General features: G+C 68.1%; 17 protein-coding genes. 11 read left to right on the top strand and 6 right to left on the bottom strand.

The window, feature by feature from the left end; genetic code table 11:
* Positions 1-51 precede the first annotated feature (51 nt).
* Both AB4Z47_RS28005 and AB4Z47_RS28000 read left to right on the top strand, forming a co-directional pair.
* The gene (locus AB4Z47_RS28005) at positions 52-1,179 is read left to right on the top strand and encodes a glycosyltransferase (protein WP_441955248.1); all 1,128 of its coding nucleotides are present in this window, start codon (positions 52-54) and stop codon (positions 1,177-1,179) included.
* A gap of 63 nt (positions 1,180-1,242) precedes the next feature.
* On the top strand, positions 1,243-2,133 hold the full coding sequence (locus AB4Z47_RS28000) for an SDR family oxidoreductase (RefSeq protein ID WP_441955246.1): 891 nt from the start codon (positions 1,243-1,245) through the stop codon (positions 2,131-2,133).
* On the opposite strand, the gene soxR is transcribed toward AB4Z47_RS28000, so the two are convergent.
* Positions 2,102-2,587 (bottom strand): redox-sensitive transcriptional activator SoxR, encoded by a 486-nt coding sequence (gene soxR / locus AB4Z47_RS27995; protein WP_406266255.1) that lies wholly within the window; start codon positions 2,585-2,587, stop codon positions 2,102-2,104. The two genes, AB4Z47_RS28000 and soxR, sit on opposite strands and share 32 nt — an antisense overlap.
* Before the next feature lie 135 nt (positions 2,588-2,722).
* Here soxR and arcA point away from each other — a divergent pair, with 135 nt between their 5' ends.
* Entirely contained in the window at positions 2,723-4,021 is a 1,299-nt protein-coding gene (gene arcA, locus AB4Z47_RS27990; protein WP_441955243.1) for an arginine deiminase, read from the top strand.
* Positions 4,022-4,027: 6 nt separating this feature from the next.
* Complete coding sequence (locus AB4Z47_RS27985; protein WP_441955241.1) at positions 4,028-4,387, top strand: GntR family transcriptional regulator; 360 nt, start codon at positions 4,028-4,030, stop codon at positions 4,385-4,387.
* A 70-nt stretch (positions 4,388-4,457) separates the two neighbouring features.
* Here AB4Z47_RS27985 and AB4Z47_RS27980 read toward each other — a convergent pair whose 3' ends face one another.
* Positions 4,458-6,062: a dolichyl-phosphate-mannose--protein mannosyltransferase gene (locus AB4Z47_RS27980; protein ID WP_441955239.1), complete on the bottom strand. Its 1,605-nt coding sequence runs from the start codon at positions 6,060-6,062 to the stop codon at positions 4,458-4,460.
* Between the two features lie 308 nt (positions 6,063-6,370).
* Here AB4Z47_RS27980 and rsmI point away from each other — a divergent pair, with 308 nt between their 5' ends.
* Positions 6,371-7,225, top strand: a complete 855-nt coding sequence (gene rsmI / locus AB4Z47_RS27975; RefSeq protein WP_441955237.1) for a 16S rRNA (cytidine(1402)-2'-O)-methyltransferase — start codon at positions 6,371-6,373, stop codon at positions 7,223-7,225.
* Between the two features lie 115 nt (positions 7,226-7,340).
* On the top strand, positions 7,341-8,093 hold the full coding sequence (locus AB4Z47_RS27970; protein ID WP_441955235.1) for an isocitrate lyase/PEP mutase family protein: 753 nt from the start codon (positions 7,341-7,343) through the stop codon (positions 8,091-8,093).
* A 263-nt stretch (positions 8,094-8,356) separates the two neighbouring features.
* Here AB4Z47_RS27970 and AB4Z47_RS27965 read toward each other — a convergent pair whose 3' ends face one another.
* Positions 8,357-9,025: a TetR/AcrR family transcriptional regulator gene (locus AB4Z47_RS27965; RefSeq protein WP_441955233.1), complete on the bottom strand. Its 669-nt coding sequence runs from the start codon at positions 9,023-9,025 to the stop codon at positions 8,357-8,359.
* A 214-nt stretch (positions 9,026-9,239) separates the two neighbouring features.
* On the opposite strand from AB4Z47_RS27965, the gene AB4Z47_RS27960 reads away from it, so the two are divergent.
* Complete coding sequence (locus AB4Z47_RS27960) at positions 9,240-9,452, top strand: hypothetical protein (protein ID WP_441955231.1); 213 nt, start codon at positions 9,240-9,242, stop codon at positions 9,450-9,452.
* A 1-nt stretch (position 9,453) separates the two neighbouring features.
* Here the strand turns inward: AB4Z47_RS27960 and metG are convergent, their stop codons facing one another.
* On the bottom strand, positions 9,454-11,073 hold the full coding sequence (metG, locus tag AB4Z47_RS27955) for a methionine--tRNA ligase (protein WP_441955229.1): 1,620 nt from the start codon (positions 11,071-11,073) through the stop codon (positions 9,454-9,456).
* A 59-nt stretch (positions 11,074-11,132) separates the two neighbouring features.
* Here metG and AB4Z47_RS27950 point away from each other — a divergent pair, with 59 nt between their 5' ends.
* The 3 genes from AB4Z47_RS27950 (at position 11,133) to rsmA (ending at position 14,412) form a co-directional block, all read left to right on the top strand.
* Positions 11,133-11,960: a TatD family hydrolase gene (locus tag AB4Z47_RS27950; RefSeq protein ID WP_441955227.1), complete on the top strand. Its 828-nt coding sequence runs from the start codon at positions 11,133-11,135 to the stop codon at positions 11,958-11,960.
* A 218-nt stretch (positions 11,961-12,178) separates the two neighbouring features.
* Positions 12,179-13,309, top strand: coding sequence for a transglycosylase family protein (locus tag AB4Z47_RS27945; protein ID WP_441955225.1), 1,131 nt, complete (start codon positions 12,179-12,181; stop codon positions 13,307-13,309).
* Positions 13,310-13,530: 221 nt separating this feature from the next.
* On the top strand, positions 13,531-14,412 hold the full coding sequence (gene rsmA, locus AB4Z47_RS27940; RefSeq protein ID WP_441955223.1) for a 16S rRNA (adenine(1518)-N(6)/adenine(1519)-N(6))-dimethyltransferase RsmA: 882 nt from the start codon (positions 13,531-13,533) through the stop codon (positions 14,410-14,412).
* 73 nt (positions 14,413-14,485) lie between these two features.
* Here the strand turns inward: rsmA and AB4Z47_RS27935 are convergent, their stop codons facing one another.
* Together AB4Z47_RS27935 and AB4Z47_RS27930 are read right to left on the bottom strand one after the other, a co-directional pair.
* A complete protein-coding gene (locus tag AB4Z47_RS27935; RefSeq protein ID WP_441955221.1) occupies positions 14,486-14,692 on the bottom strand; it encodes a heavy-metal-associated domain-containing protein in 207 nt (68 codons plus the stop codon).
* Positions 14,693-14,812: 120 nt separating this feature from the next.
* Positions 14,813-15,406 (bottom strand): TetR/AcrR family transcriptional regulator, encoded by a 594-nt coding sequence (locus tag AB4Z47_RS27930; RefSeq protein WP_441955219.1) that lies wholly within the window; start codon positions 15,404-15,406, stop codon positions 14,813-14,815.
* 77 nt (positions 15,407-15,483) lie between these two features.
* Here AB4Z47_RS27930 and AB4Z47_RS27925 point away from each other — a divergent pair, with 77 nt between their 5' ends.
* Positions 15,484-16,236 (top strand): SDR family oxidoreductase, encoded by a 753-nt coding sequence (locus AB4Z47_RS27925; protein ID WP_441955217.1) that lies wholly within the window; start codon positions 15,484-15,486, stop codon positions 16,234-16,236.
* Positions 16,237-16,406 lie beyond the last annotated feature (170 nt).

Below are 16,406 nucleotides of genomic sequence, written 5' to 3'. Positions count from 1 at the left end.
GTTGGGCGCATCGGTTCCTGCGGTAATCCGATCCGCTGCACGATCGGCGACGTGCGCATTGTTCAGCTCGCGAACTTCTACGGCCCGCGGTCGGGTGGGTTGCGCACCGCGTTGCACCACCTCGGCGATGGCTATGTTGCCGCGGGCCACGAGGTGGTGCTGATCGTGCCGGGTTCGCGGCGGTCCGAGGAGATGCTGCCCACGGGGGTCGTTCGGATCACGTTGCCCGCGGTGGCTATTCCCTGGACCGGTGGCTACCGGGCCGCGGAACCGTGGCGGGTGGCCGATGTGCTGGCCGGGCTGCGTCCCGACGTGCTCGAGGTGTCCGACCGACTGACACTGCGCGGATTCGGACGCTGGGCGCGGCGGCGCGACGTCGCGGGGGTGATGATCTCGCATGAGCGACTCGACCGACTACTCGGCCAGGCGCTACCCGGTCCTGCGGCGCGGCGCTGCGCCGACGTGGCCAACCGGCGCACCGCCGCCGACTACGACATCGTCGTCTGCACCACCGCATTCGCTCGCCAAGAGTTCCTGCGGATCGGCGCGCCGAACGTCGAATTGGTGCCGCTCGGAGTGGATCTGGAGCTGTTCAGCCCGAGCAGGCGCGACCGCGCGCTGCGCGCGGATCTCGGTGCGGCCGGGCATCCGCTGCTGGTTCACTGCGGCAGGTTGTCGGTGGAGAAGCGGGTGGATCGCAGCATCGAGGCGGTCGGCGCGCTGCGCAAAGCCGGCGTCGAGGCCCGGCTGGTGGTCGCGGGGGACGGGCCGCGGCGCGAGGCACTGGAGCGGCGGGCGCGCGCGATGCCTCTGCTGCCGGGTGGGCTGCCCGCCGTGCATTTCACGGGGTTCATCTCCGAGCGCGCGATGGTCGCGAAACTGCTTGCCACCGCGGATGTCTCGCTGGCGCCGGGCCCGCACGAGACGTTCGGGCTCGCCGCGCTGGAGGCGCTTGCGGCGGGCACGCCGGTGGTGGCGAGCCGGTCCTCGGCGCTGGCCGACATCGTCACCTCCGAGTGCGGCGCGGTCGCCGCCGACCATCCGTCGGCGTTCGCGCGGGCGGTGACCGATGTGCTGGCCATGCCGCAGGCCGGGCGGCGCAAGGCGGCGCGCAGTCGCGCCGAACAGTTCACCTGGCCGCGGGCGGTCGCGGGCATGCTCGCGGTACTCGGCCGTTAGCGGCGGTGCTCGTCCGACCTGGATGCTCGACTACCCTGCGGGGAACCTATTCGGCGATTCGAGATGGGATGCGCAGTGCTTGGTATTGGTCGCGGGCGAGCGGGCCGCAAGTCGGTGCGCGGCGCAAAGGTTCTGGTCACGGGCGCGGCCAGCGGGATAGGCAGGGCGACGGCGCAGGCCGCCGCCGCGGCCGGCGCCGAGCTGGTGCTCACCGACATCGACGCGGCCGGCCTGGAGGAGACGGTCGCCGACGTCCGTGAGTCCGGTGGTGTCGTCGCTGTGGCCGAGGCGCTCGACATCACCGACTACGACGCGGTCACCGCCTTCGCCGAGCAGGTACACGCTGAACTCGGCAGCCTCGACGTGGTCATGAACGTCGCGGGCACCTCCGCGTGGGGGACGGTGGAGAACCTGGAGCACCGGCACTGGCGGCGCATGGTCGAGGTCAACCTGATGGGCCCGATCCACGTGATCGAGAACTTCGTGCCGCCGATGGTGCGCGCCGGCCGGGGCGGAGCGCTGGTGAACGTGTCGTCGGCGGCGGGCCTGCTCGCCCTGCCCTGGCACGCGGCCTACAGCGCGGGCAAGTACGGCATCCGCGGCGTGTCCGAGGTGCTGCGCTTCGATCTCGCGCAGCACGGCATCACGGTGCATCTGGTGGTGCCCGGCGCGGTGAACACACCGCTGGTGCGCAGCGTCGAGCTGGTCGGCGTGAACAGGGAGGACCCGAAGATCAAGCGGCTCACCGCGACCTTCGCCGAGCACGCGGTGGCGCCGGAGCGGGTGGCGACGGCGATCCTGCGCGGGATCGAGCGAAACCGCTTTCTGGTATACACCTCGTTCGACATTCGGTTCGGCTATTGGTGGGCGCGCAAGTTCGCTTTCCCATACGAGTTCGTCATGCGGCGTACCAGTGCGCGGTTCAGCAGGTTGCTGGCTTCGTCGGGCAGTTGAGGTGCACGTCGAGTACGCGGGCGCCGGGACCCTCGGCGCCGAGCCGGTCGTGCTCGTTGACCAGGCGGCAGCTGCCCAGCGACAGGCAGCCGCATCCGATGCAGCCGGTGAGATTGTCGCGCAGACGGGTCAACTGGGTGATCCGGTCGTCGAGGTCCGCACGCCAGGTGGTGGAGAGCGTCTCCCAGTCCCGCCGGGTGGGGTTGCGGCCCTCGGGAAGCTGATCGAGGGCGTCGCGGATTTCGCTCAGCGGGATGCCGACTCGCTGGGAAATGCGGATGAAGGCCACTCGGCGCAGCGTCTCGCGGGCGTACCTGCGCTGGTTCCCGCTGGTGCGTCTGCTCGTGATCAGTCCTTCGCGTTCGTAGAAGTGCAACGCGGAAACCGCGACTCCACTACGCTCGGAAAGCTGCCCGGGGGTCAGCTCCTTCGCTCGCCAATCGGCAGTCGACATGCACTCTCCTCCATTCACCTCAACAATACTTCAGGTTAGGGTGAGCGGGGGTCGGAATCCGGCAGCGCGAGCCGATCGGCACCTGAAGGGCGAGAATTCCGTGCTCTCGAGGCTGCGGCGAACTACGGTCTGATCATGGGAGCAGACGCTGTGCCCGCGCGGCACGGAGAGGATCCGAACGCAGCGCGGCCCGTACCTGTGCCGGACGGCCCGCGACTCGCGGTGACGTCCGAAGTGGGCGCCCTGCATACGGTGCTGCTGCACCGTCCGGGCGACGAGCTGCGCAGGCTGACGCCGCGCAACAACGATCAGCTGCTGTTCGACGGCATCCCGTGGGTGGAGCGCGCACAGCAGGAACACGACACGTTTGCGGGTGTCCTGCGCGAACGCGGCACCGAGGTGCTGTTGCTGTCGGACCTGCTCGCCGAGACGCTCGCGGTCAGCGGCGCGGCCCGCATTCAGGGCATCTCGGCCGCGGTGGACGCGCGCAGGCTCGGGCACGCGCTCGCCGACGAGCTGGCCGCCTTCCTGCGCGGCGTGCGTGCCAGGGAACTGGCCGGCATTTTGATGGCGGGGATGACCTTCGACGAGTTGCCGTTCGGGCCCGACTCCACTTCGCTGGTCCGCCGCATGCACCACGGCGCGGACTTTGTCATAGACCCGCTGCCCAATCTGCTGTTCACCAGGGACTCCTCGTTCTGGGTCGGCCCGCGCGTCGCGATCACCTCGCTCGCGCTGCCCGCCAGGAGCAGAGAGACCTCGCTGACCGACCTCATCTACGCCTTTCACCCCCGCTTTCTCGGCGTGCGCCGCGCCTACGAATCGCACACCGCGCCGATCGAGGGCGGAGACGTGCTGCTGCTCTCCAACGGCGTCGTCGCGGTGGGCGTCGGCGAACGTACCTCGCCCGCAGGCGCGGAAGCGCTGGCGCGCAGCCTGTTCGACGACGACCTCGCACACACCGTGCTCGTGGTCCCGATCGCGCAGAGTCGCGCGACCATGCACCTGGACACGGTGTGTACGATGGTCGACGCCGACGCCGTGGTGATGTATCCCGCCGTGCGGGAGTCGTTGTGCGCGTTCACAATTCACAAGGAGGACGACTACGGAGGACGCAATGGCGACGGCCGGGTCAGCATGCGCGGTCCCGACCCGTTTCTGCCCGCCGCCGCCACCGCGATGGGCATCGACAAGCTGCGGGTGATCGACACCGGGCTGGACGGTGTCACCGCTGAACGCGAGCAATGGGACGACGGCAACAACACTCTCGCCCTCGCCCCCGGCGTGGTTGTCGCCTACGAGCGCAACGAGATGACCAACGCCAGACTGGAGGAGGCGGGCATCGAGGTGCTGCGCATCCCCGGTTCCGAACTGGGATCCGGCCGAGGCGGACCTCGCTGCCTGTCCTGTCCGCTGTCTCGGAATGACAGGTGAGTCCGCATGTTCACCATCAGGGTGTCGCACGAGTCGGCCGTGCCGCCTTACGAACAGCTTCGCCTCGGCGTCATCGCCCAGGTGCGTTCCGGCGAGCTGACGGCCGGAACCAAGATCCCCACCGTCCGCGCGCTGGCCGCCCGACTCGGTCTCGCCCCGAACACGGTGGCGCGGGCATACCGCGAGCTGGAGGCCGAAGGGGTGATCGAGACCCGGGGCAGACAGGGGTCTTTCATCGCGTCGTCGGGTGACCCGACGCGGGACGTGGCGGGCCGGGCGGCCACCGCGTACGTCGCGACAGTGCGCAGGTTGGGATTGGACGACGAGGCCGCTCTGCGGTATGTACGGGCGGCGCTGGAAGGCTGACAAACAGCTTGGGTACGGGCCGAAGTACGGCACACCTGAAGTGGCAGACGCCGCGCCCGCGCGGCCAAAATTACCGCCAACTGGGCAGCCAGAGGTGGTCGTGCCAATTGCCCGGTGTGATGGGTAGCGCGGTGAGTATCGGCCACAACCAGATGAAATTGGCGATCACCAGGCCGAGGTAGAGACAGACCGCGAGCAGGCCGAGGGCATGCCGTTCGTCCGGGGCCACCGGCAGATAGGTGCCGACGGAACTGCGCGGCACAGTTGTTCGCCGGGTCGGCCCGAGTGCGTCACCGAGCGCCAGCGCAACACCCATCATCAGGAACGGCGCAAGGGCTACGGCGTAGAAGTAGTACATCTGTCGGTCCAGGGTGAAGAACCAGGGCAGCAGGGCGGCGCCGTAACCGGTGAGCACCGCGGCGTAGCGCCAGTCGTGGCGCACCGCTGTTCGCCACAGTGCCCAGGCGAGTATCGGTAACGCGATCCACCAGATGGCGGGCGTGCCGATCAGCATCACCGCTTTCACGCACTGTGTCTGGCTGCATCCGGTGACGTTGGTGTCGGCGTAGTAGTAGAGCATCGGCCGCAGCCCCATCGGCCAGGTCCACGGCTTGGACTCCCACGGGTGGTGATTGCCCGCCGAGTTGGTCAGGCTGTCGTGGAACTGCAGCACCTCGCCGCCGTAGAACCACAGCGAACGCAGCGCGTCCGGTATCCAAGCGAACGGCCCCCCGGTGCCTACCTGGTTGCCCACCGCGTACCGGTAGACGCCGGTCTCGCTGGAGAACCAGGCCCAGTAGGTGGACAGGTACACACCGAGCGGCACAAGAACCAGCGCGTACAGGGCAGGCCCCACATCGCGAACAGCCGTACCGAACCAAGGGCTGCGCACTCCGTAAGCCCGCCTCGTCGCCAGATCGAAGCAGACGCTCAGCAGGCCGAAGGCGACGATGAAGTAGATCCCGGACCATTTCGTGCCGCACGCCGATCCGAGCAGTACCCCGGCGCCGAAGCGCCACCAGCGCACGCCCAACCGCGGGCCCCACGGGGTTTCATCGATTCGGCCTTCGGCGTCGGCCCTGGCGATCCTCGCCCGCACCTCGTCACGGTCGACGATCAGACAGCCGAAGGCCGCGGTCACGAACAGCGCGAGGAATATGTCGAGCATGCCGATGCGAGACGAGACGAAGGTGAGTCCGTCCGCGATCAGCAGGATGCCCGCGATCGCGCCGATCAGCGTGGAGCGCGCCATCCGCCGCACGATCCGGATCACCAACAGCACCAGCACGGTTCCGGCGACCGCGGAGGCGAAGCGCCAGCCCCAGCCGTTGTAGCCGAACATCGCCTCGCCGATCGCGATGAGCTGTTTGCCGACCGGGGGGTGCACCACCAGTCCATAGCCGGGGTTGTCTTCCACCCAGCCGCCCGTGAGCATCTGCCACCCCTGTGGGGCGTAGTGCTTCTCGTCGAACACCGGGGTGCCCGCGTCGGTCGGATAGTTGAGCATCGTAAACCGGGTCACCGCCGCGATCGCGGTGAGGAACGCCGTGACCAGCCAGCCGCGCAGGCGGTCGGTCGGCCCGAAGTCGGGTGACGGCCGCAGCGGCCCGGGGCTCGACCAGGAGGGCACGGCCCCGAACGGTGCGGTCGCGCGCTGGTCGGTCACCTGGGTCACGACCCGATCGTATGCTGTCCCGCCTCTCCGGGTCTTTAGGCCGTACCAGTCGGGTGACGAGGGATTTGCGTTCAGGTCCTGCGTCGAGTGCCTGGCCGGGTTCTGGGCGTTCCCGGTGAGTTACCCATGTGCTCACGAGATCAGTTGTTGCGTATTCCAGTGTCGTTCCGGGCAGACTCTGAGGTCTTCCGCGTGGGGCCAGTGAGATTTGTCTCGGACACATGCCGGGGAAGGAGGTGTGCCGGTCGATCGCTGGAGCCGAGTGGATACGCTGCTCGGTGGAATGCGCGAAGTGGACGGGAGTGTGGGTGACGGAGGCGGCAGCGGGGCGGCTGGTGCTCGCGGCGACACCGATGGGCGATATCGGCGATGCCTCGCAACGGCTGCGCGACGCCTTGACCAGCGCCGACATCGTCGCTGCCGAGGACACTCGGCGGACGAGGTCGTTGGCCAAGGCGCTCGACGTGGAGATCACCGGCCGCGTGGTGAGCTTCTACGACCACGTCGAGACCGCGCGGATCCCGATGCTGCTCGGCGAGATCGAGGACGGGCGTACGGTGCTGCTGGTGACCGACGCGGGCATGCCGTCGGTCAGCGATCCCGGCTATCGGCTCGTCGCGGCGTGCGTCGCACGCGACCTGCCGGTGACCTGCCTGCCCGGCCCCTCGGCGGTGACCACCGCACTGGCGCTGTCGGCCCTGCCCGTGGAACGGTTCTGCTTCGACGGATTCCCGCCGCGCAAATCCGGCCAGCGCCGGGAGTGGTTGCGTACTTTGGCCACCGAGCCGCGGGCCTGCGTCTTCTTCGAGGCGCCGCACCGCCTCGCCGACTGCTTGGCCGACGCGGTCGAGGTACTCGGCGCCGACCGTCGTGCCGCCGTCTGCCGTGAGCTGACCAAGACCTACGAGGAGGTCGTCCGCGGCACCCTTGCCGAGCTCGCCGCCTGGGCGGTCGAGGGCGCGCGGGGTGAAATCACGGTGGTCCTGGCGGGCGCCCACCCGAAATCGGCTGACCCCGCCGACCTGGTCGACCAGGTCGAAGCCCGCACCGCCGCCGGCATCCGTCTCAAAGACGCGTGTGCCGAAATCGCCACCACCCACGCCGTCTCCCGCCGAGAACTCTACGACGCCGTCCTCACCGCCCGCCGCGCCGCGGACACCTGACCCCTCCGAGCCACCGACGGAGTGCAGACGTTGGTGCACGGGTGAAGTGCTGCACCCTTGTGCGAAGTGGGGGCAGTTGGGGCGGGGCGTGGGGAGGACGGGCATGATCGTTTGTATGACTTCTCTGGAGAGCAAGGCGAAGGCGTTTCTCGAGTTGCATCGGCCGGGGGATCCCGGGGTTTTTCCGACGGTATGGGATGCCTGGTCTGCGAAAGTTGCTGTGGCGGCGGGGTTCTCGGCGTTGACAGTGGGTAGTCATCCGGTTGCCGATTCGATCGGCCGCCCGGACGGGGAGGGGATGACGTTCGCCGAGTCCTTGACTCGGGTTCGGCAGATCACCGCGGCCGTGGATGTTCCGGTGTCGGTCGACATCGAGTCGGGGTACGGGCTCGAGCCCGCGCAGCTGATCGAGGGTTTGCTCGCGGCGGGCGCGATCGGACTGAATATCGAGGACACCGTGCACAGCGAGGGCGGGCGGTTGCGCACCGCGCAGGAGCACGCCGACCTGGTACGCGGATTGCGGCAGTTCGCCGACGCGTCCGGCGTGCACGTGGTGGTCAACGCGAGAACCGATCTGTTCCTGCGCAAGGACGGTGACGATGCCGACCGCGTCGATCGCGCCATCGAGCGCCTGAAGCTGGCCGCCGATGCGGGCGCGGACGTGTTGTTCCCGCCGGGACGCCACACCGACGCCGATATGCGCCGCCTGACCGCGGAACTGCCGCTGCCGATCAGCGCCACCGTTCTCCCGGACCAGGCCGACAAGGCCCTTCTCGCCGAGCAAGGCGTCGCCCGTATCAGCTTCGGCCCGTTCCTGCAGTTCGCGCTGACCGCGGAGATCGACCGACTGCTCGACCGCTGGAAGTAAGGATGCACCGGCCACACTCCTCCGTCCTCGTACGAGAGGCGGATGGGTGTGACCTGCGAAGCGCAACGCCTCAGCCGAACTTCCGCGCGGGCAGCGCGTCGAGCTGATCAGCCCGGTGCGGACCCGCGAGACCCTGGTCCGGCTCGGCATGGGAGCGACACCGGGCACGCCCGCCGCGAGATGGCCGATGCCTACGTGGAGCCGTCGAGGGTGTGGCGGAGGGCGAGCTCATCCGGCCATGAATCACCGAGCGGCGGGGGCTTTCAGTTTCGAACGGGTAGACCGAGCACCGTCGTGACCAGCTGGATGAACAGTGGTGCCAGCTCCGGCACCCGCGCCGGCCCATCGGACACGATAACCCGGCGCGTCCGCTCGCCGATCGCGTCCGGGATCAGCGCGATCAGTTCGTCCGAGATCTCCGGCAGCGCCGGATCCGCCGAGCGAGCCTCATCGTAGAACACCCGATACAGCTGGGCGAACCGGTCGACGGCCAGGTCACGGTAGCCGACGGCGGCCTCGTTCACCTTGAAGGACTCCACCAGCACCAGCCGCGCGAAATCCGGCTCGGTGGCGACGGTCCGGCAGAACGTCACGACGATCGATTCGATCTTGGCGTACGCATCGGCGTTCGGTGGGAGCTGCGCGAGTTCCTCTGCGATCCGGGTTGCGACGATGTCGACTCCGGTGTGTACCGCCTCGGCGAAACATTCCTCTTTGTTGGCGAAGTGATCGTAGAAGGTGGTGCGCGAAACCCGCGCCCTGGCAACGATGTCGGTGAGCGTGGTCGCGGAGTAACCTTTGCGGTCCACGCATTCGACCATCGCCTCCACCAGCCTGCCACGCTGCGAGGTGAGCACGGCTTCGCGCGCCGCGCGATGCCGCTCGGCGAAGCCCGTCCGCTGGATGGATGCCGTCGCATGCTCCTGGCGCATGTATGCCCTCTCTGTACCGGAACCGATACCGAACGGGACGTCGTTGTACCGATCGCACACGGTCCGGGCGCTGTGCGGCCGCGAACCGGTGTTTCATTATCCGACAACACGTTCCGTGGCGGGCGAAGTGGTCGAACCGGCCCGCGTTCCGTACGCGGGGGGTACCGTCGGACCTGCTCGAAGTACTGTCCGGTACAAGGCTAGGGAGAGTGCGGTGAAGAAGCTACTGGAGAACGCCGCGGCGGCGTTGGGCGCGTTGCTGTTCGGCGTATTCCGCTGCTACAGCGGTCGACGGGTCCAGGATGTCGCAGAGACGTTTTCGGCGCGGCTCATCGGTCGACCACTGCCGCGCCCCGTGGTGGTCAGACAGTGCGTGCCGACGCGGCACGCCATGGTCCGGCGCCGCCGCGGCGCCGGACCGGCGTGAGTCAGTCCTTCGGCTCGATGTACTTGGGGTACACCGGTTCCGGCGCGGGCAGCGCCACATCGGGTGCGATCGGCGTAGTGATGTCGGCGAAGGTCCGGTTGTGCTGACCCAGCTGATCGAGGATCCGGCCCGCCGAACCCGGCATCACCGGCTGCACCAGGATCGCGACGATCCGCAGCACCTCCAGTGTCACGTACAGCACGGTGGCCTCGCGGGCGAGATCCTCCGGAGTGCCGGACTTCGCGAGCGCCCACGGCGCCTGCGCGGAGAAGTACTTGTTCGTCTCGCCGAGCGTCAGCCAGATCGCTTCCAGTGCGAGATGCATCTGCTGGGCGTCGAATTCGGCGCGACAGCGCTCCAGCAGGCCGCCCGCGAGGCCGAGCAGGGCGCGGTCGGCATCGGTGAACTCGCCCGGCTTCGGTACCACGCCACCACAGTCGCGTGCGACCAGTTTGGTGCTGCGTTGCACCAGATTGCCGAACTCGTTGGCCAAATCGCTGTTGATTCGGCCGACGATGGCCTCGTGGCTGTAGCTGCCGTCCTGACCGTAAGAGATCTCGCGCAGCAGGAAGAAGCGCACCGCATCCAAGCCGTAGTTCTCGACCAGCTCCAGCGGGTCGACGACGTTGCCGACCGACTTGGACATCTTCTCGCCCCTGTTGTACAGGAACCCGTGCACGAAAACGCGTTTCGGCAGCTCCAGACCGGCCGACATCAGGAACGCCGGCCAGTACACGGTATGGAACCGGGTGATGTCCTTGCCGATGATGTGCACGTCGGCGGGCCAGAACTTCTGGAAGGCGGCGGATTCGGTGTTCGGGAAGCCGACACCCGTGACGTAGTTGGTCAGCGCGTCCACCCACACGTACATGATGTGATCCGGGTGGTCGGGCACCGGCACACCCCAGTCGAAGGTGGTCCGTGAGATCGACAGGTCCTTCAGGCCCGCCTTGACGTAGCTGACGATCTCGTTGCGACGCGTTGCGGGCGCGATGAACTCGGGATGCTCGTCGTAGAGCGCGAGCAGCTTGTCCTGGTAGGCCGAGAGCCGGAAGAAATAGTTCGACTCCTCGGTCCAGGTGACCGGTGTCTTGGACTCGGTGGAGATGCGGGTGCCGTCCGCGAGCACCGTGGTCTCCTCCTCGGTGTAGAACGCCTCGTCGCGCACCGAGTACCAGCCCGAGTAGTTGCCGAGGTAGATGTCGCCGTTGGCGAGCATCCGCTCCCAGATCGCGACGCTGGCGGCCTGGTGGTCCTCGTCGGTCGTGCGGATGAACCGGTCGAAGGAGATGTCGAGCGTCTTGTCCAGTGCCTCGAACACGTCGGAGTTGCGCGCCGCGAGTTCCTCCACCGGGATGCCCTCGGCGAGCGCGGCCTGCTGCATCTTCTGGCCGTGCTCGTCGGTGCCGGTCATGAAGAAGACGTCGTACCCGTCGAGCCGTTTGAAGCGGGCGATGGCGTCGGCCGATATGTACTCGTACGCATGCCCGATGTGCGGCGCACCGTTCGGGTACGCGATGGCCGTGCAGACGTAGAAGGTGGGACGGTCGGCTTCGCTCATGGTGTGTCTACTGTAATGTGCGTGCTTTCCTTCGCTCGCGTGAGCATCCCCGGCATCCATCCGCGGATCGCCGCATCCGGATCCGGCACCGGGTTCACGGTTCTCGGCGGCGGTCGCCGATGAGCGCCGCACGCCCCGCGCCGAAATTGCCCGAGCCGCTCGCGCCGCTCGTGGACGCGCACACCCACCTGGACGCCTGCGGCGCCACCGACGCGGACTCCACCGCCGTGATCGTGGACCGTGCCGCGTCGGTCGGCGTCGGCCAGGTGGTCACCGTTGCCGATGACCTGGCCGCCGCACAGTGGGCTGTGCGGGCCGCGCACTGGGATGATCGCGTATTCGCCGCCGTCGCACTGCATCCGACCAGGGCGAACGCCCTCGACGACGCCGCGAAGGCGGAGCTGGAGCGCCTGGCCGCCGACCCGCGTGTGGTCGCGGTCGGCGAGACCGGCCTCGATTACTACTGGCCGGGCAAGCTGGACGGCTGCGCCGATATCGAGACGCAGATCGAGGGCTTCCGCTGGCACATCGACCTGGCCAAGCGAATCCGCAAACCCCTGATGATCCACAACCGCGAGGCCGACCACGACCTGCTCGCGGTGCTGCTGGACGAGGGTCCTCCGGACACCGTGATCTTCCACTGCTTTTCCTCGGACACGAATATGGCGCTGTCCTGTATCGCCGAGGGCTACATCCTGAGTTTCTCCGGGACGGTCAGTTTCAAGAACGCACACGAGCTGCGCGAAGCGGCCGAAGTTGTCCCCGACGATCAGATTCTGGTCGAGACGGACGCGCCGTATCTGACCCCGCACCCGTTCCGCGGCGCGCCGAACGAGCCCTATTGCCTGCCGTACACGGTGCGCGCGCTGGCCGAACTGCGGGAACAGGATCCTGTGGAGTTGGCGAAGATCACCACCGCCAACGCACGTCGCGTCTACCGCATCTGACGCCGGCCTTTTCCGGTCGAGATCTTCGCGCGCGCATATCCCGAAAGACGCAGGAATGCCCTGAGGGAGCTGGGCCTGCACGATGTGTTCCATGTCACTTCGGATGTTCCTATTTGTGATTTACCTGCGGCGTCTATATCTGTTCGTGATATTGAAAAGGTGCTGCTCCACAGCTTGCTGTTGTGGGTGCCCGACCTCTTCGTTATCGTACTGTGACCATGTCTCCATTCGCGCGGATCAACCAGTCGCGTTCCCCGCTGCTATACGCGGCGATCGGTGCGCTGCTGCTGACGCTGATCGTCGGAGCCGGACTCGCGATCGTGAATCGCAAGACGGTGACGGTCGTCGTGGACGGCGAAAAGCTGTTCCAGACCACCATGTCGCGCGACGTGCGCGGTGTCTTGAAGGGTGCGGGCTTCGCGGTGAGCGACCGGGACAAGGTGGCTCCCGCGCTCGCCGCGCACATCGGGAACGGGGCGACCATCACGTTGAACCGCGCCCGTGAGGTCGACCTGTGGGTCGACGGGATGACCCAGAAGGTGTGGACCACCGGTCTGACCGCAGGAGAAGCGCTCGAACAGCTGAAGATTTCCTCGGAGGTGTACGTCTCGCCCGCGCGTACCGAGAAGCTGCCGCTGGCGGGTGCGGCGCTGCGCATCGCGACCCCGCACACGGTCGCGCTGACGGACGGCATCGGCAACCCGGTGGACGTGCGCCTGGCAGCCCCCACCGTCGGCGAATTCCTGACCGTCGCGGGGATCCCGCTGATCGAGCAGGACTCGGTCGAGCCCGTTGCGTCCACCCCCGTGACCGACGGCCTGCGAATCAAAGTGACCCGCAAGCGGGTCGAGAACCGCACCGAGACCGTGCCGCTGGACCCGTCGGAAAACATCATCGAGGACCCGACCATGAACATGAGCCGCACGGTGGTGGAAACCCCCGGCGCGCCCGGCATCCAGGACGTCACGTTCGCGGTCACCATGGTCAACGGCAAGGAAGTGAACCGCGAGCCGATCGGATCGACGGTGAAGGTGACCGCGCAGCCGAAAACCGTCCGCAAGGGCGCCAAGCCGGGCACCGAGGTGCCACCGGTGCGCGACGGCGCGATCTGGGACGCGCTTGCGCGCTGTGAGTCGACCGGCAACTGGGGGATCAACACCGGCAACGGCTATTACGGCGGCGTGCAGTTCGACCAGGGGACCTGGGAGCGGCAGGGCGGCCTGAAGTACGCGCCGCGCGCCGACATGGCCACCAGGGAAGAGCAGATCGCCATCGCGGAGGTCACCCGCGCGAGGCAGGGCTGGGGCGCCTGGCCCGCGTGCACCAGCAGGCTCGGCATCAACGACTGACCGGCGTCCGGACCCGCATGGGCCGGAAGCCGACACGTGCGCGTCCGGCCAGCTCTGGGAAGCGAACGGTGCATAGCGCCCCGATGCGGAGGACAACGTGTCACGACGCCGGGAGTTCACTCGACGGCGCGGCAGCCGCCAACCGATCAGTAAGCATGTGCCCGTCCGCAGCGGTCGGAGACGTCGCGATCACCCCGCCGCCGGGTTGATACATTTCCGGCGTGTCCGAATCTGAAATTGCCGCTCGTGGGAGTGCCGCGTTGCTCGGGCCCGCCGAGGTGCGGGCGCTGGCTGAGCGGCTCGGGGTGCGGCCGACAAAACAACTCGGGCAGAACTTCGTGCACGACGCGAACACAGTGCGGCGGATCGTCGCGGCCGCGGGCGTGGGACGCGCGGACGTAGTACTCGAGGTCGGTCCCGGCCTCGGCTCGCTGACCCTCGCGCTGCTGGATGTGGTGGATTCGGTGGTAGCGGTCGAGATCGATCCCGTGCTCGCGCGGCATCTGCCGGTAACCGTCGCGGACCGGGCGCCGCAGCTGGCCGAGCGGCTGTCGGTGGTCGAGGCGGACGCGTTGCGGGTTGCCGCCGAAGATCTGCCCGCCGCGCCGACCGCCCTTGTCGCCAACCTGCCGTACAACGTCGCGGTGCCGGTACTGCTGCATCTGCTCGCCGAATTGCCCAGCATCGCAGTCGCTTTGGTGATGGTGCAGGCCGAGGTGGCCGATCGGCTCGCCGCCGAGCCCGGCAACCGGACCTACGGCGTGCCCAGCGTCAAAGCGGGCTTCTTCGGCGCGGTCCGTCGCGCGGGCGCGGTCGGCACCCAGGTGTTCTGGCCGGTCCCGCGCGTCGACTCGGGCCTGGTCCGGATCGAGCGCTACGCCGAGCCGCCCTGGCCGACGGACACCGACCACCGTCGCCGGGTCTTCGAGGTCGTCGACGCCGCCTTCGCGCAGCGTCGCAAGACTCTTCGCGCCGCACTCGCCACCTGGGCAGGCTCACCCGCCGAAGCCGAACGCCTCCTGCTCGCGGCCGGCATCGCCCCCACCGCCCGCGGCGAAACTCTGGACACCGCGGCCTTCGTTCGGCTTGCGGCCCAGACGTAGCGCTGCGCAAAACCGCTACGGGCTCCGCACGCACCGCGGTTCCAGGTGTGTACGGAGCCGGTGCGAAGGGGTATCAGACGGCGAGTTGGTAGCCGGCTTCGTCTACGGCGGCGGTGATCGTGTCGGTGGAGATCGGGGTGGTGCTGTCGACCCGGACCGCGCCGCTGGCGAGGTCGACGTCGACGCTGGTGACGCCGTCGATCTTCCCGATCTCGGTCTTGACGGAGCTGACGCAGTGCCCGCAGGTCATCCCAGTGACGGTGTAGGTGGTGGTGGGCATGGCCGACTCCTTCGCTCGATGCTGATCATACGGCCGGGGGGTATATCCGACCGGCCCAAAAGATACCCCTGATGGGTATAGCGTGGCAAGGGTGATCCCCTCGGTGGTTGCGACGTGCGGCTATGCGCCCCAACCCCGCATCGCCAGCTCGGCCACCTTCTCCAGCTCCGCCCGGCTCGCGCCGTCTCTGGCTGCCTGGGACATGCCTTGCATGACGGTACCGACGTAGCGGGCCAGCGTGTGCGCGTCGAGGTGTTCCGGCAGGATGCCCGCATCGATGTCGGCCTGGATGCGCGCGGCGAACGCCTCGATGTTCCGATCGCGCATGCCGCGCAGCAGGTCCGCGATCTGCACGTTGGTGGTGTTGACTCCCGCGCTGATCACCAGGCAGCCGTGTGGGCAGTCGGGCCTGGTGTACTCCGTGGCCGCGTCGCGCAGGATGCGCCGGACGGTTGCCTCGGCCGTCGGCTCCTCGGCGAGTGCGCGGGCGGCGAACCCGCCGTAGCGCGCGCCGAAGTTCGCGACGGCCTCGACGAACAGTGTCGCCTTGTCGCCGAACGCCGCGTACAGGCTCGGTGGCCCGATGCCCATGGCGGCGGTCAGGTCCCCGATCGAGGTGGCCTCGTATCCGCGCGCCCAGAACAGCAGCATGGCCTGTTCCAGTGCCGCGTCCCGATCGAAGGAACGGGGCCGTCCCCGGGGCGCTGCGCTCATGCGACTCATTTTATAGCGATCACTAGAGAATATGGTTAACTGGTGTTCTGTAGCGATCGCTAGAGAAAGGGTTCGTGATGGGCGCACTGACGGGGAAGACGGCATTGGTGACCGGTGGTAGTCGGGGGATCGGCCGGGCAGTCGCCGAACGGCTGGGACGCGACGGCGCGCAGGTCGCGGTCCACTACAACGGCAATGAGGAGGCGGCCGAGGAAACCGTCGTCGCGATCGAGGCCGCAGGCGGCCGGGCGTTCGCCATCCGCGCCGAACTGGGCGTGCCAGGCGACGCCGCGGCATTGTGGGCCGCCTTCGACACCCACGCCGACGGGCTGGACATCCTGGTGAACAACGCGGGTATCGACGGCATCCGCGAGCCGATCGCAGGCACCGACGAGGCGGCGTTCGACCGGGTCTTCGCGGTCAACACCAAGGCGCCGTTCTTCGTCACGCGGCTCGGACTCGACCGATTGCGCGGAGGCGGCCGGATCATCAACATCTCCACCGGTCTCACACATGGCGCGCACATGCCGCAGCTGATCGCCTACACCATGTCCAAGGCGGCGATCGACAGCTTCACCAGCGTGCTCGCCAAGGAGGTCGGCGCGCGCGGCATCACGGTGAACGCGGTAGCGCCCGGCGTGATCGACACCGACATGAACGCGGCCTGGCTGCGCAACGCCGAAACCGAGGCAGCGGTGGCGGCCTGGTCTCCGCTCGATCGGGTCGGCCAACCCGCCGATGTGGCAGATGTCGTCGGTTTTCTCGCCTCCGACGACGCACGATGGGTGACCGGGCAGTGGATCGACGCCACCGGGGGTGCGCTGCTGTAAAACGAGCCGAGCGGTCGGATGTGCGGCGGATAAGCGGCTGCCTCGCCTTCGCTCGGCCCGGCGCGGGGCTGTGGACGGACTTTGTCCGGCTGTGCCCGTTGTGCGGCTGCCTCGCCTTCGCTCGGCCCGGCGCGGGGCTGTGGACGGACTTTGTCCGGCTGTGCCCGTTG

The sequence above is a fragment of the Nocardia sp. 2TAF39 genome (assembly GCF_052114905.1).
GTDB lineage: Bacteria > Actinomycetota > Actinomycetes > Mycobacteriales > Mycobacteriaceae > Nocardia.
The sequence above is the reverse complement of the archived record's forward strand: the minus strand, read 5'-3'. Positions and strand labels throughout refer to the sequence as shown.

Bases quoted from the DNA above. Each gene is read 5' to 3' on its own strand.
- AB4Z47_RS28000 (WP_441955246.1), top strand. From the start codon at position 1,243: ATGGGATGCGCAGTGCTTGGTATTGGTCGCGGGCGAGCGGGCCGCAAG.
- soxR (WP_406266255.1), bottom strand. From the start codon at position 2,587: ATGTCGACTGCCGATTGGCGAGCGAAGGAGCTGACCCCCGGGCAGCTT.
- arcA (WP_441955243.1), top strand. From the start codon at position 2,723: ATGGGAGCAGACGCTGTGCCCGCGCGGCACGGAGAGGATCCGAACGCA.
- AB4Z47_RS27985 (WP_441955241.1), top strand. From the start codon at position 4,028: ATGTTCACCATCAGGGTGTCGCACGAGTCGGCCGTGCCGCCTTACGAA.
- AB4Z47_RS27970 (WP_441955235.1), top strand. From the start codon at position 7,341: ATGACTTCTCTGGAGAGCAAGGCGAAGGCGTTTCTCGAGTTGCATCGG.
- AB4Z47_RS27965 (WP_441955233.1), bottom strand. From the start codon at position 9,025: ATGCGCCAGGAGCATGCGACGGCATCCATCCAGCGGACGGGCTTCGCC.
- metG (WP_441955229.1), bottom strand. From the start codon at position 11,073: ATGGATGCCGGGGATGCTCACGCGAGCGAAGGAAAGCACGCACATTAC.
- AB4Z47_RS27950 (WP_441955227.1), top strand. From the start codon at position 11,133: ATGAGCGCCGCACGCCCCGCGCCGAAATTGCCCGAGCCGCTCGCGCCG.
- AB4Z47_RS27945 (WP_441955225.1), top strand. From the start codon at position 12,179: ATGTCTCCATTCGCGCGGATCAACCAGTCGCGTTCCCCGCTGCTATAC.
- AB4Z47_RS27935 (WP_441955221.1), bottom strand. From the start codon at position 14,692: ATGCCCACCACCACCTACACCGTCACTGGGATGACCTGCGGGCACTGC.
- AB4Z47_RS27930 (WP_441955219.1), bottom strand. From the start codon at position 15,406: ATGAGCGCAGCGCCCCGGGGACGGCCCCGTTCCTTCGATCGGGACGCG.
- AB4Z47_RS27925 (WP_441955217.1), top strand. From the start codon at position 15,484: ATGGGCGCACTGACGGGGAAGACGGCATTGGTGACCGGTGGTAGTCGG.